The sequence below is a fragment of the Streptomyces sp. 6-11-2 genome (assembly GCF_006540305.1).
Lineage (GTDB): Bacteria > Actinomycetota > Actinomycetes > Streptomycetales > Streptomycetaceae > Streptomyces.
The window spans coordinates 273,039-286,702 of record NZ_BJOR01000001.1 but is presented as its reverse complement, the minus strand read 5'-3'; the positions used below and the strand labels follow the sequence as shown (position 1 = coordinate 286,702).

The following is a 13,664-nucleotide window of genomic DNA, read 5'->3' as shown; positions in this document are numbered from 1 at the left end:
AGGCTTCTCCTCACTGTAGGCGTCGTCTCGGCAGGGTGAGTCCGGTGCCGGCAAGGCATCCGTCGATGAGGTCGGGCCGGTACTGGACCTGGCGCAGTCCTTGCCGGAGGGCGCGCATCAGGTGGGCGGGGTCGGTGGAGGCGGTGTTGGCCTGGCAGCGCCGGCGGAGCAGGGACCAGATGCCCTCGACCGGGTTGATCTGCGGCGCGTACGGCGGCAGGTAGTGGACGGTGACCCAGTCCTGGGCATCGATGAACGTGCGTAAGCGGCGGTCGCGGTGGACGTTGAGATTGTCCCGGACCAGGACGATCGGCTTGCCGAGTTGCTGGTGGGCCCTGATGAGCAGGTTGCGGTAGTCGGTCCACGCAAAGCTGCGTCGCCCGCCCGCCTTGTGGTCCGGGTGGACCATGGGCCGGTAGATGAGCCGCGAGCGTTCGCCGGGTTTGTAGCAGGCCAGGGCCGCGATCGAGATCCGGCGCTGGGAGCGTCCCCTCACCGTGATGACCGGGGTGACGCCACGACGGGACCAGGTGCGGGTGGTGGGCGGCGTCATCGAGAAGCCGGCCTCGTCCTCAAAAACGAGGTAGGCATCGAGCGCCGCCGCGGTGCTTCCACGTGCGGGAAGGTCTCCTTCACCCACCCGGCCACGGCCACGTCGTCCCGCTCGACCGCTCGCCGGGCCGGGACCTGGTGGCTCCAGCCGCGGCGGCGCAGCATCTGCGAGATGCCCGAGAGTGTGAACGACTTGTGGAACCGCCGCCCGATCAAGGTCTTGATCCTGGCCAGTGTCCAGGTCTGGTCCGGCCAGCCGTGCGCGACCGGGCCCTTGGCCAACTCCTGCTCCAGTACGGCGAACAGCTTCTCGCTCAGCCTGGGCAGCGACACTGGTCCCACCGACCGAAGACCGTCCGTGCCGGTGTTCTGCCAGGCCCGGCGCCACCGCTGAACCGAACGCACGCTCACCCGTAAGTCCTTGGCGACCTCCGCGTTGGAGGCCCCGGCGCCGAACCGTTCGGCGGCCTCCATCCGGATCCGCTCACGAAACGCCTGCCGTTCAGGCGTCAGCCCACCACCCTGCGGATACCTCATACAAACGGCATACCGCGACGATCACACCCCGTCAGCCCCCAACGGCATCACACTTCCAAAGTCAGTAATCGGCGGGCCGTCTCCCTCACCTGGCAGCGCAGAAGTTCCTGAATCCGCTGGTCAAGCCCGTCCTGGCGCCACAGCGTGAAGTAGTAGAACACCGCCCACCAGGCCGGCAGATCATGGGGCAGATAGCGCCACTGACAGCCTGTCCGGTTCTGGTAGAAGATCGCGTTCACGACCTCCCGGAGATCACAGGTCCCGGGGTCTCCGGTCGCCGACCGCCCCACACGGTCCTGTTTCCAGGCCTTGATCATCGGCTCGATCAACGCCCACTGCTCGTCCGATAAGTCACTCGGATACGGTCTTCGCTCCATGCCCCGCATCCCGGCATGAACATGCCGAACGGCTGGCCCGCACGGCGATCAGTACCACAAACGAGCGATCACGAACCGAGGGAGAAGCGACTTAACGCCCTCTGAGGCAGTCCGTCCGCGAGGCCCGGGGCTACCTGTCGGCCGTGTGCCGGCAGCAGGCAACCAGCCTGGTTGGGGATCGTGACCTTGACCCGCTTGGATTGGTGTCTACCGCGCCATCGTTCGTTCGCCCTTGAGCCGTCTCAGGCTCAAGGGCGACCGGATTTACTCAGTCTCTCCGCGACAGGTTGCTCTGGATGACGGCACACGTCCACGCGCCCTTTAGTCGGTCCTGCGTGACGCCCGGTGCCGCCAGTTCGTCAGCGGTCCTTGCCCAGCGTGAGGGGGCACGACCGCTGGCCCCTCATGGGCCGAGGATGAGGTCTCGGCTGCTGGGGGGACCCACCGGCCGCTGCAGTTGCGCTTTTCCCAGACGCGGGGGGCGCGGTCGGAGTTGTTCCGGATGGAGCTTCCGCGGTCACGGATTGCAGAGGGCCGATCCTTCACGCCACCGTCCACAGCACGCTGCGCCCACGGCTGACCGCCGAAGTTGATCTCCGGGTAGATGCACCCGCACCCGGACGGGCAGTCGATCCCGGCACGGGCCAGGCCGGCGCCGTCAGCGGCCGATGCGGGTGCGGACAGGGCAGGGAAGGCCGAAGCGGAGGCCGCTGCGGCACGCATCATGTTTTTTGATCACGGCTTCCCAGATAGCCGCTACGGCCCGTGCACGGTCCGGTATCGAGGCCCGGTTCACCCCTGCAGAGCAGCGCACCGCGCGAGGACCGACGGGTCCCGCGCGCGGTCATGCGCGGGTCGTAGACTCTGTCGGCGATCTTGATGGCTGAGGTCAACTGCCGAGGGTTCGCCAGGACTTTGACCGGGGGATCTCGTGCTGGTCCAGGAAGGCCTGGAAGGCGGTCGATGGTCGCGGCGAGGGCGGTTCCTCGGCCGGTGTCAGGCCGCTGAGGCGCTCGAAGTTCACGGCGATCGCTGTGAGTACATGCTGAAGGTGGGCTTTCGGCTGTCCTCGGTAGCAGCAGTGGCGCATGCCGTGTCCGTGGGCGAACTCATTGATGGTGCCCTCTACGCCGGAGCGGACCGCGTAGCGGGCCTTCCGCTCGGGTGTCTGCTGCTCGCTGCGGACACGGACCTGCAGGTCGCGGAGTTCTCGCGGGGGAAAGCCCACGTTCCGGGAGCTCTCGCGGGAGCTGGTGCATCGGGTGCGGTCCGGGCACGGCTGGCACTGGCCCTTGGTGGACCGCGCCACGATCAACGGGGCGGCGGTGGGCGAGGAGGTCGGATAGGGGCCGTGCCAGCCCTTGCTGACCTGGCCCCGGGGGCAGGTGACCTGCCGGCGGTCGAAGTCGATGTGGAAGTCGTCCCGGTCGAAGCCTTCATTCTGGCGCTGCCGGCGGGTGGAGTTGCCCGGCAGTGGCCCGCTGACGGTGACCTGGTGTTCGCGGGTGGCTCTCTCCAGGTGGACCAGAGAGGTATAGCCTCCGTCGACCAGGTCCTCGGCGGGCAGCAGCTCGCGACGCGCCAGGCGGGTGTGGATGCCGGGCAGGGCCTGGCCGTCGTTGGTGGCGGCCGAGGTGGTGGCCACGTCCGTGATCACGTTGGCGCCGTCGGAGGCACCCACACGTCTCGGTGACATGCGTGGCGAACCCCTTCCAGCGGATGATGTGCCCGTGCCGGACGTAACGCGCCGTGGTGTCGTAGGGCGAGACGATTGCCGAGGAAGAGGGCGGCAGCCCGCCGTCGTCGGCGGTGCTCCAGCGCAGGCGGCCTGCCGCGTCGCGGTAGTGGTTCCGCACGACGATCCGTCGCAGCGCCTCGGCCTGCGGGCCGGGCCGGTAGCCCGGTCCGTTCCGGCGGAGGCGTTCCAGCAGCCGGCAGGCGTCGTCGCCGGCGACGAGGATTCTCGTCTTGGGCCGGGTGGGGTTCTTGCCCAGACGGACCGGCCGGCCGTAGCGGCAGCCCCACTCCTCGTCGACCAGGCCGACCAGCAGATGTCCGGCTGTGCGGGCGACTTCTTCCAGCGCGGCACGGACTGCCTCGGTGACCAGTTCCAGCCGGGTCAGGTCGCGCACTGCGGCGAGCACGTGGGTGGAGTCGGTGCGCTGCGTGGTTCGATCGCGCACGAGTCCGGCCTCCTTCAGGCGGGCGAGCGCCAGATCGAGAAGACGGTCGGCACGGTCGTCCTGGGCGAGGCGCTCGCGGAAGTCGGGCAGCACGCTGTGGTGGAAGCCGGGATCGTCCAGTTCCATGGCCAGCGCGTATGTGAAGTCGAAGCGGCAGCGCACCGCCTCGGCGGCCTGTCGGTCGGACAGGCCGAGCAGGAACTGCAGAACCGAGATGGTGGCCAGTTGGGCGGGCGAGAGGCCGGGTCGCCCGTCGCGCGGGTACCAATCGGCGAAGTCCTCGTCGTTCCACAGTCCGTCGAGGCGGGCACGTACCCATATCGCCGTCGTACCGCCCGGGTTGCTCGCCCGCGCGACCTGCGCGGTCAGAGACAGGACTTGCTCACCGGGACGGAGCGGAGGGACAACGGACACCTTGACAACTGCATCGGCCTTCGAAACAGCCCCGAGCATGCCCGCTGATCATGCTGCCGCACCGGGAAACACCAAGATTCCCGACAGAGTCAAGCTAAAACGCTTCGTCGCTCCATTGGTCGAGGAGGATGTCGCTGGGCTGCTCAATGGGTTCTGCTGCCCCAGCGTGTAGGGGCTGTTCGGTCCAGATGATCTTGCCGTGCGGGGTGTAGCGGGTGCCCCAGCCCTGAGTGAATTGGGCGACCAGGAAGAGCCCGCGTCCGCCTTCGTCGGTGGTTTCGGCCCGGCGTAGGTGGGGGGAGGTGCTGGAGCCGTCGGAGACCTCGCAGATCAGGTTGCGGTCGCGTAGGAGCCGCACGTGGATGGGCTGAGTCCCGTATCGGATGGCATTGGTGATCAGTTCGCTGAGGATGAGCTCGGCGGTGAACTGAATGTCTTCCAGGCCCCACACTTGTAGCTGCCGGCCGCATTCGCCGCGGACTGCTGCAACGGCGGCTGGGTCGGAGGGGACGTCCCAGTCAGCGACCTGAGCTGGGTCCAGCATGCGGGTGCGGGCCACCAGGAGCGCGACGTCGTCGCGAGGGCGGTCGGGGACCATGGTGTTGAAGACGGTCTGGCAGGTCTCCTCCGGAGTCTGGGTAGCGGTGCCGCTCAGCGTGTCAAGGAGCAGCATGAGGCCGGCATCGAAGTCGCGGTGGCGGTCCTCGACGAGTCCGTCGGTGAACAGCACCAGGTGGGAGCCCTGGGCAAGCTGCAGCTCAGTGACCTCGATGGGCAGGCTGCCGCAGAGACCCAGGGGCGGGGAACCGGGGATGTCAGGCAAGGAGACGGTGCCGTCGGGGCGGACAAGTGCGGGCCCCGGGTGACCGGCCCGGGCCATGCTGCAGCGGCCGGAGACGGGATCGTAGATCGCGTACAGGCAGGTGGCTCCGGTGACGCCCGTCCCCGCCCCCTCGTCCGTGCCGGTCTGCTCCTGGTCGACCCGGGTGACCAGATCATCGAGGTGGGCGAGGAGCTCGTCGGGGGGCAGGTCCAGAGCGGAGAAGTTGTGCACCGCGGTGCGCAGCCGACCCATGGTGGCGGCGGCGTGCAGGCCGTGTCCGACCACGTCGCCCACGACCAGGGCGACACGAGTTCCTGTCAGGGGGATGACGTCGAACCAGTCCCCGCCCACTCCAGCCTGCGCGGGCAGGTACCGGTAGGCCACTTCCAGGGCATCCTGCTCGGGCAGGCCCAGGGGGAGCAAACGGCGTTGCAGGGTGACGGCCATGGCGTGCTCGCGGGTGTAGCGGCGGGCGTTGTCGATACACACCGCCGCCCGGGCGGCCAGCTCCTCGACCAGGGACAGGTCCTCCTCTGCGAAAGGATCCTTCCGCGCCCGCCAGAAGGTGGCCAGCCCCAGCATGACACCCCGGGCCTGCAGCGGCACCGCGATCAGCGAGTGGAGGCCGCAGGCCAGGATCTTCTCGGCCTGCTGGGGATCCCACGCCCGCCAGCCGTGGGCGGCCTCGAGGTCCCTCTCGAGTACCGCGTGCCCGTGCTCCACGGCGGATGCATGCGGTGTGGACGGCGTGAAACTGATCAGCTCGCCGACCGGGTAGAGGGGCTGACCGGTGAGCCCAGAGCTGACCGCGGTACGGCGTAGCTGGGTGCGTTTTCCGGTCGGCTCGTCTCCCCGCGGCACCGGATCGAGCAGCTCGACGGTGGCAATGTCGGCGAACCGCGGGACGACCACCTGCGTCAGTTCCTCGGCCGTGCGTCGCACGTCCAGTGTGGTGCCGATCCGCATCCCGGCCACATAGAGCAACTCCAACCGTCCCTGGGCTCGCCGCTGCTGTTCGTACAAGCGGGCGTTGTCCACCGCCAGTCCGGCCCGGCGGGCGATGTCGTCCACCAGGGTGAGCTCGGCCGGGCCGTACGGCTGCGGCTGCTCGGCGCGGCCGACGGTCAGCGCGCCCAGCACCACCCCGCCCAGACCGTGCAGCGGCGCGATGACAGCGGAGCGGATACCGGTCGCCCGGATGAGATCGCGCTGCTGGACCGCGATGCCGGTATCGAGGGAACCCTCGTAGTCCGCAGGGCTCACGATCACCGGGAGGACGCCGCGCAGCACCCGCGCGAGCGGCATGTTCTCGGTCTCCGAGACCGGCGGCATGGGGCCCTCGAACTCCTCCGCGTTCACATATGCGCCGTGGTGATGGTGGACGACGGCCACGCGCTGCACCTCCCCGCTCTTGCCCAGGAGGTCCACCACAGCCCAGTCACCCAGCTGGGGGACGAGCAGCCGGACCAGTCGGCGCAGCGTCTCGTGCGAGTCCAGGGTTGAGGTGAGCACGGTGGTGATCTCCGCGACCAGCGTGAGACGGCCGATGACGTCCGACAGCTCTGCCGCGGCGTCGGAGGACTCGGCGGCCGGAGCTTCGCGCGGCGGGTGCTCGTAGAAGATCACGGCTCCGCCGTTCGTGCCGTCCTGCGTCCGGTAGGGCACGCCCAGACAGGCCACGTGGATGACGGCGCCGTCGCCTCGTTCGAACCACTCGTCCGAGTGCGTGGTGGTGCCGCTGAGGAAGGCGCCGAGCAGACGGCAGGCGTGGCGCGGGGAGGTGCCGCCGCCGGGTCCGCGATGCAGCAGATCATGGCTGTCGTGGCCGATCATGTCGGCGGCGGACCGCACGAGCAGGGTCTCGGCGCGCGGATTGACCCAGATGATGTGCGACTTGTCGTCCAGGATGTACACCCCGGCGCTGAGCGCGGCCATCATATGCTGGAGTAGCGCGGCGTCTGCGTGCGGCGATGTCTGGCCTTCGCCGTTCCGGTCCACAGCCATAGCGTCCCCCGAGCCCTTACCGGTTGCCACCGGGCGTGGCGCCGTCGCGGCCGTGGGCCCGCACGGCGAGCGCCTCGAAGTCCTCCCCCGTCAGTCCGATGCCCGGGTGGATCCAGCGCGGATACGCGGGCCCGCTGTGGTGGCCGCGGACCCAGTTCCAGGTCCCGCCGCGTCACCTCGTCGTCCACCCAGGCGAATGCCCTGTGGGGCTCGGAAAGTCGTCGCTGCAGGTCAAGCCGTATAGCGGTACTCGTTGATGACGCTGCCGAGGACGCGGGTCCGCAGGAGTCGGCGGCCTTCGAGCTCGTGTATGGCGATGGGCTGCTGGTCGGCGCCCGGAGGTAGTTGGTTGCGGGCCCGATGGGGCGGTGCTCGTTGTAGTGCCACTGGTAGGTGGCCAGGACCTGCCGGGCGTGAGCCTCGTTCACGATGAGGACATGGTCGAGGACCTCGCGCCGGATTGTGCCGATCACCCGCTCGCAGTGGGCGTTCATCCGAGGGGCCTGCGGTGCACTCTTGAGGATCTGCATCTCCTCGGCCTCGAAGACGGCGTCGAAGCACTGCCCGTACTTGCCGTCGCGGTCACGTAGCAGGAAGCGCAGGGACTCCATGCGCAAGCCGAGGTCGGCGGCAAGGTTCCGGGCCTGTTGCACGAGCAATAGTCAAGACTTGTGGATGAGTTGACTGCGGTCAGCGTCTCCTTTGCTGCTTCAGGTTGGCCCGGGCGGTGTTGCGGATCCGCTTGGTGCGGCCGCGGTCGGCGAGGATCTCGAGGGCGGCGGCGTTCGACGCTTCGGCTGTTTTGAGTTGGAGCCAGTCGGATGAGTCGAGCAGGGCGTCCGGACGCCACGGTTGCCGCAGTGTGATGGCTCGGAAGAGGGACCATTCGCGCAGGCGTCGGGTCAGGAACGGATAGTGCGTAGTGGCCTGGGTCATCTTCTCGGCCCAAGATTCATAGGCGTGTCCGCAGTGGAGGTCAGCAGCCCGGCGGTCCAGGTGCCGCAGGACGGCGGACTGGGCCATCGTCTGGTCCGCGTCGGTGAGGACTTCGCCGACCAGGTCGACCTCGTCGGCCTCCGTGACCTGCTCAAGCTCGCTCAGGTAGTCCCAGAAGCGAAGGTGCTCGGCCGGCTCCTCCTGCGGCGTGTCGTGGTTCATGCGGCCTGGTCCTGTCGCTCGACCAGCGCGCCGTTCTCAAACGTGGCACCCGCCCGGACGAGAGGGACCAGGTGGGCGCCTGTGATCGAGCGCCAGCGGACCTGGGCGGACTCCACCAGCTTGAACACCATCGCCAGCGCCGCGGCCGGGCTGCCGGCCCCTCGGGTGACCTTGGTCCGCAGCTTGACCGTGGAGAACGTCGACTCGATCGGATTCGTGGTCCTCAGATGGACCCAGTGCTCGGCGGGGAAGTCGTAGAACGCCAGCAGCTCATCCCGGTCGTCGGTGATCTTCGCGACGGCCTTGGGCCACTTGGCGCCGTAGGTCTTCGCGAACGCCTCGATCGCCTTCTCGGCGTGGGCGCGGTCCTCGGCGTTGTAGATCTCCCGCATCGCCTTGGTCGCACCCGGCTGCGCGGACTTCGGCAGGGCGTTCGATACATTCCGGGCCTTGTGAACCCAGCACCGCTGGTGCCGGGCGGCGGGAAAGACCTCGGCCAGGGCGTTCCACAAGCCCATCGCGCCGTCGCCGACCACCAGCTCGGGGTCACGCATGCCCCGGCGGCGGCAGTCGCGCAGCAGGTCCGCCCACGATTCGGTGGACTCCCGCAGCCCCTCGGCCAGCGCGACCAGCTCTTTGGTGCCGTCCAGGCGGACCCCGAGCAGGACCAGCACGCACGAGTGCGCCTGGCCGAGCCGGACCTTGGGGTGCACCCCGTCAGCCCACACGTAGACGTAATCGGTCTGCGACAGGTCACGCTGCTGGAAGGCGGCGTGGTCGTCGCTCCACTGCCTGGTCAGCCGGGTCACGGTCGCCGGCGACAGGCCGGCCGCGCCGCCGAGGAACTGCTCCAACGCGGGCACGAAGTCCCCCGACGACAGACCGTGCAGATAGAGCAGCGGCAGCACCTCGGACACCTTCGGCGACTTGCGGCACCACGGCGGCAAGATCTTCGAGGAGAACCGCTTGCGCTCACCGGTCGCCTCGTCGACGCGCCGGTCGTTCACCCGCGGGGCCCTGACCTCGACGGGACCGGCCGCGGTGACCACGGTGCGGGGCCGATGGTGGCCGTTGCGGACCACCAGACGACGACCCGCCTCGTCGGTCTCGGCCGCCAACTCGGCTATGTACTGGTTGACTTCCGCCTCCAGCGCGGCGGCCAGCATCCGGCGTGCGCCTTCACGCACAATCTCATCGATCAGGGAGCCGGACTGGGTGGAGCCGTCGTCGGTGACTACGCTGAGCACGGGCGTGCCTTCCCGACCCGCGCTGCGAACGCGGGCCTACTCGGTGACCATCACAGGATCATTCGGGAAGGTACGCCCTCCGCATGCCTTCCCGGAACCGATCCACAAGTCCTGAGCATTGCTCCTGTTGCACCGCCCACTCCCGGGTGGGGTGAGCTGTGATTCCGGGTTCGTAGTTGGTGTGGCAGGGATGGCTTGAGCTGGGATGTTGGAGGTTTTCTGATAAAGGAGTGGGTGTTTCCGGGACGCTGGGGTCGGTGATAACGGGCCTTTGACCTGTGGTTCTTCGGGGTTCGTTGATAACGGTGGTGTGGCGTTGGCGATGGTGTCTGGCACCTAAAGGGCTGGTGCGGGTTTGTGCTGGTCAGTGGCTTGCTGCGTGGTCGGGGTCGGCGGTTACTGGCGGGTGGGGGTTGGCGCCGGTCCAGTACAGGGCGGTGTCGATGTCGCGTGCGGTCCAGCCGTCGGCGCGTGCTCCGCCGAGGGGCTGGCGGAAAGCCGTCGCGCCAAGCTCATGACCGCCGCTCGGGACGGCGAACCCTTCGATGTCCGGACGGGTCTGCCGGCCTCCGAACTTCGGGCCCTGAAGCAGCGGACCAGTTGGTACGTCCTGGCCCGGGAGTACATCGAGCAACGGTGGGACCGAACACCAGGGAACACACGACGCACGTTGGCAGATGCCCTGGCGACCATCACGCCAGCCTTCGTTGAACCAGGGGCCAGCTACCGGGCGCCCCGCGTGCTGCGGCGAGCGCTCTACTCCTGGGCCTTCAACAAGCACGCCTGGAAGGTCGATGCGTCAGAAGAGTGGCAAGCAGCATTGGATTGGCTGCAGCGTCACTCGCTGCCTGTAGGTGAGTTGGATGATCCGGATGTGCTGCGGCGTGGCCTCGACGCACTCTGTCGCAAGGTCGATGGAACGGCCGCTGCCGCGAAGACCGTGAAGCGAAAGAAGGCTGCGGTCAACGAGGTGTTTGGTGTAGCCGTTGAACGCGGATACTTCGCGCAGAACCCGCTGAGCGGTCTCCGCTGGACGGCTCCGGAAGTCGCCGATGAAGTCGATCCCGACTGCGTGCCGAACCCGGCTCAGGTCGCCCGATTGCTTGCCGCAGTAAGAGTCCTACCCGGCCGTGGCCCTCACCTTTACGCCTTCTTTGGCTGCATGTACTACGCCGCCATGCGCCCAGCCGAGGTGATCCATCTACAGAAATCCCAGTGTCGTCTGCCGACGAGTGGCTGGGGCCTTCTGAACCTGAAGGGCAGCGTCGTAACTGCCGGTAAAGAGTGGACGGATGACGGCGCCGTCCACGAGATCCACTCCCTGAAACGGCGGGCAGCCAAGGCAACACGCCCGGTGCCGATTCCTCCAGTGCTCGTTCGTATGCTGCGCGAACACATACGAAGCTTCGGTGTTGCACCCGACGGACGCCTGTTCCGAAACGCAGAGGGGAACTACATCGACGCCTCGGCGTACGGCATCACCTGGGGGCGAGCGCGTGAGGCTGTTCTTTCGCTTGACGAGCACGCTCTTGACCTGGCGAAGCGTCCATACGACCTGCGCCACGCCGGCATCTCGTTCTGGTTGGCCTCCGGCGTCGACCCGGCGGAGTGTGCACGCCGGGCTGGGCAGAGCATCCAGGTCCTCTTCCGCTACTACGCCAAGTTCCTGGCTGAAGCGCGGAACCACGCCAACACTCTGATCGAAGACTCCATGCGGCGAGGGGAGGAGGCCACGGACGATGACGATGCGGAGAGCGACTTAGTGAGACCTTGAGCCTTTTCCAACATGACTGGGAGTCGCTGGGGTTGGCGTGGCGGAACGACGAAGCTCCTGGTAGATGGGTTGTCGACCAAGATCAACCTTCGCTGCCAGGAGCTTCGCGTGCTTGCCTACCCCTCCGGACTGGACCTGTCCACTTCCGCACTGCGGCTGCTGCGGCGGGAGCTGACCGCTCGGCGGCGACGGATCGGTACCCGCTGGCGTCGACTCACGTGCGGACGACAGGCGTTGATGGCCCTGGCCCACCTGCGCTGCGGTCACACCTTCGCCCAGCTCGCGGTCGGGTTCGGCGTCGGTCTGGCCACCGCCCACCGCTACGTCACCGAGGCCGTGGACGTCCTGGCCGTCCTCGCCCCTACCCTCCAGCAGGCCATGGCGGTTGCCGCAGGCAAGGCATTCGTGATCCTGGACGGAACCCTGCTGCCCATCGACCGCATCGCGGCGGACCGTCCCTTCTACTCCGGCAAGCACCGCAAACACGGCATGAATGTCCAAGTCCTCACCGACCCGTTCGGGAAGCTCATCTGGGTTTCGCCGGCCCTGGCAGGCGCGGTCCACGACATCAGGGCAGCCCGCTCCCACGGTCTGCTCGACACCCTCAACAACGCCGACATCCGGTGCTGGGCTGACAAGGCGTACCAGGGCTCCGGCCCTGCCGTCCGCGTCCCCTTCCGCGGCCGCTGGAGCAAGCTCTCCGTCGGGAAGAAGGCCGTCAACCGCGCCCACGCGAAGATCCGCGCACTCGGCGAACAGGCCATGGCCACCCTCAAGTCCTGGCGCCTGCTGCGGAAGCTCCGCTGCAGCACCACCCGCATCACCGACCTCGTCAAGGCCGTCATCACCCTGGAGCTGACCGCCTCAACCTGAGAAGGAAGCCTCACTGCCTCCTATACTCCTGGCGTGTTTGATACGTCGAACCTCCTCCACGTTTCGTCCGTGCTCAATCGGCAGTCGATCGCGCAGCACGGCCTGGATTGGACCCGGATGGGCGCCGCACCGGGAATCGCCGGCAGTCGCCGCCCTGAGGTGGAGGGGATCTTCGTCTGTCGAGGCGAGGAGGAAGCAGAGTTCCTCCTTCAGATCAACAACACCGGTGGGCCGGTTGATCTCTGGTCCGTGGACGGCATCGATGAGGGATTGCTCCTCGACAACGGCAACGGATTCGTCTACCTGCCCGGCCGCATACCAGCCGCGCGAGTCCGCCTCGTGCGATCAGACGTTCCTCCGCAGCTTGGTTTTTGACTTCGCGCGGCGCTACGGCTGGGGGCAGGCCCCTGCGGAATCTGGCTGCGAGCTCGGCGAAGGCGTGCTTGCAGCGCAGGTGGGACAAGGTCGTCAGCGCCTGACGCCTGAAGGTCAGCCGCCGCCAGGTGCCGATCTGTCGTGGCCGAGCGGTCAGCTCCCGCCGCAGCAGCCGCGGTGCTGAAGTGGACAGATGTAGCCCGGATGGGTGGGCAATGACTCGGGGGCTCGGCGGAGAAGGTTGCTGTTAGCCGACACCCCATCTACTTGGGGCTTCGGCGTCCCCTCACCGCAACCCCTCGACCTCACAGCCAGGTTGGAAGGGGCTCCTTGGCCGGGAAATGCCCCGGAACTGCTGGTCAGAGCTGGGATAGGGGTGGGAGATATCGGGAGTAAGGGCGTGTTTCGACTCGCTGCTTAGATGTGCGCCGAGAGGGGCGCCTGCCGGGCATCTGCCCTGGTCAGGCGCCCTTTTTCGGTGTCTAGAAGAAGCCGAGCTTCTTCGGGGAGTACGACACCAGGAGGTTCTCCGTCTGCTGGTGGTACACGCTCACCGCCGCCTCTGACCTGCGGCAAAGGGTGGAATCGTCTGCTGCAGAGTCGAGTTGGTCCGCAGACCCTCGCGCACGGCCTCACCCCCGACGAGGACGAGGCACGCATCCTCACCACCTCTGACGACGACACCGCCCGGCTCGGTGCGACCCTCCAGCTCGCCGAAGGGCTGCTGACGAGCCGCGGTGAGAGCGGACAGAGCCGCACAGCGGTGTCGGACGCCACCCAGGCGGTTGTCGCCGCGGCCTGGCGCGTCCACGGGCCTCGGCTGCTCAGGCGCCGGCCCGCCGTCCTCGACGACTGGCTCTCCGGCCTGGAACACCAGCACGACCCGGTGACCATCCTCGCCACCATGGCCACCACATACGGGATCGACCACGATTACACGTACGACATCTCGGGGCCGGACCACCTGAAGAGCTTCACCGCCACGATCAGGCTGCGGGACGCTCGGGCCCGTGTGCACTGGTGGACCGAGCGTTTGCCCGGAACCCCCGGGAAGCCGGAGGTGAAGGGGGCGACCGCCGAGGCTGTCCTCGACATCCTCGCCGCCCCCGTCAACGGTGCCGTCGACGATTTCCCCGCACCGGAACGGGACCTGCTCGTCTTCCTCCTGCGCGCCCAACTCGATGGCCTCGGCCAGCCGACGGAAGGGCAGCACGCCCGCATGCTCGCCCGCGGCGACCTCGGCACCGACCTCCTCACCACCGGTGACACCGAGGCGTTTCTTGCCTGAGCAGAACGCATCCGCCCCCTGCTCGGGCCGGACTGCACACCCGTACCGGACGCGCTGCG

11 protein-coding genes and 3 pseudogenes are annotated in these 13,664 nt (G+C 67.9%); 4 read left to right on the top strand and 10 right to left on the bottom strand.

All coding sequences use genetic code 11. From position 1 onward, the window contains the following. Positions 1-10: 10 nt before the first annotated feature. The 10 genes and pseudogenes from TNCT6_RS01425 to TNCT6_RS01385 all read right to left on the bottom strand — a co-directional run bounded on the left by TNCT6_RS01425 (position 11) and on the right by TNCT6_RS01385 (position 9,295). Entirely contained in the window at positions 11-553 is a 543-nt protein-coding gene (locus tag TNCT6_RS01425) for a transposase (RefSeq protein WP_253265988.1), read from the bottom strand. Then, on the bottom strand, positions 550-1,089 hold the full coding sequence (locus TNCT6_RS01420) for a winged helix-turn-helix domain-containing protein (protein WP_141355762.1): 540 nt from the start codon (positions 1,087-1,089) through the stop codon (positions 550-552). The genes TNCT6_RS01425 and TNCT6_RS01420 overlap by 4 nt, the downstream gene beginning before the upstream one ends. Before the next feature lie 65 nt (positions 1,090-1,154). Beyond that, positions 1,155-1,466, bottom strand: a pseudogene (locus TNCT6_RS01415) (transposase); the annotation flags it as partial. 321 nt (positions 1,467-1,787) lie between these two features. After that, positions 1,788-2,189: a peptidase inhibitor family I36 protein gene (locus TNCT6_RS01410; RefSeq protein WP_141365939.1), complete on the bottom strand. Its 402-nt coding sequence runs from the start codon at positions 2,187-2,189 to the stop codon at positions 1,788-1,790. A 166-nt stretch (positions 2,190-2,355) separates the two neighbouring features. Further along, positions 2,356-3,162, bottom strand: a complete 807-nt coding sequence (locus TNCT6_RS40650) for a transposase (RefSeq protein WP_253265987.1) — start codon at positions 3,160-3,162, stop codon at positions 2,356-2,358. A gap of 583 nt (positions 3,163-3,745) precedes the next feature. Beyond that, positions 3,746-4,102: pseudogene (locus TNCT6_RS40645) on the bottom strand (transposase); the annotation flags it as partial. Positions 4,103-4,157: 55 nt separating this feature from the next. Then, positions 4,158-6,890, bottom strand: coding sequence for a SpoIIE family protein phosphatase (locus TNCT6_RS01400; RefSeq protein WP_141355761.1), 2,733 nt, complete (start codon positions 6,888-6,890; stop codon positions 4,158-4,160). 231 nt (positions 6,891-7,121) lie between these two features. After that, positions 7,122-7,543 (bottom strand): annotated as a pseudogene (locus TNCT6_RS01395) (integrase core domain-containing protein); the annotation flags it as partial. Between the two features lie 37 nt (positions 7,544-7,580). Further along, positions 7,581-8,048, bottom strand: coding sequence for a hypothetical protein (locus TNCT6_RS01390; protein WP_141355759.1), 468 nt, complete (start codon positions 8,046-8,048; stop codon positions 7,581-7,583). Further along, positions 8,045-9,295 carry an IS256 family transposase gene (locus TNCT6_RS01385; protein WP_141355757.1) on the bottom strand — a complete coding sequence of 417 codons (1,251 nt, stop codon included), beginning with the start codon at positions 9,293-9,295 and terminating at the stop codon, positions 8,045-8,047. The genes TNCT6_RS01390 and TNCT6_RS01385 overlap by 4 nt, the downstream gene beginning before the upstream one ends. A gap of 379 nt (positions 9,296-9,674) precedes the next feature. On the opposite strand from TNCT6_RS01385, the gene TNCT6_RS01380 reads away from it, so the two are divergent. The 4 genes from TNCT6_RS01380 to TNCT6_RS01365 all read left to right on the top strand — a co-directional run bounded on the left by TNCT6_RS01380 (position 9,675) and on the right by TNCT6_RS01365 (position 13,605). Beyond that, positions 9,675-11,069 (top strand): integrase, encoded by a 1,395-nt coding sequence (locus tag TNCT6_RS01380; protein WP_253265986.1) that lies wholly within the window; start codon positions 9,675-9,677, stop codon positions 11,067-11,069. Between the two features lie 108 nt (positions 11,070-11,177). Next, the gene (locus TNCT6_RS01375; protein WP_141355753.1) at positions 11,178-11,942 is read left to right on the top strand and encodes a transposase family protein; all 765 of its coding nucleotides are present in this window, start codon (positions 11,178-11,180) and stop codon (positions 11,940-11,942) included. Between the two features lie 33 nt (positions 11,943-11,975). Then, complete coding sequence (locus tag TNCT6_RS01370) at positions 11,976-12,317, top strand: hypothetical protein (protein WP_141355751.1); 342 nt, start codon at positions 11,976-11,978, stop codon at positions 12,315-12,317. Positions 12,318-13,080: 763 nt separating this feature from the next. Beyond that, entirely contained in the window at positions 13,081-13,605 is a 525-nt protein-coding gene (locus TNCT6_RS01365; protein WP_141355749.1) for a hypothetical protein, read from the top strand. The last annotated feature ends 59 nt before the right edge of the window (positions 13,606-13,664 follow it).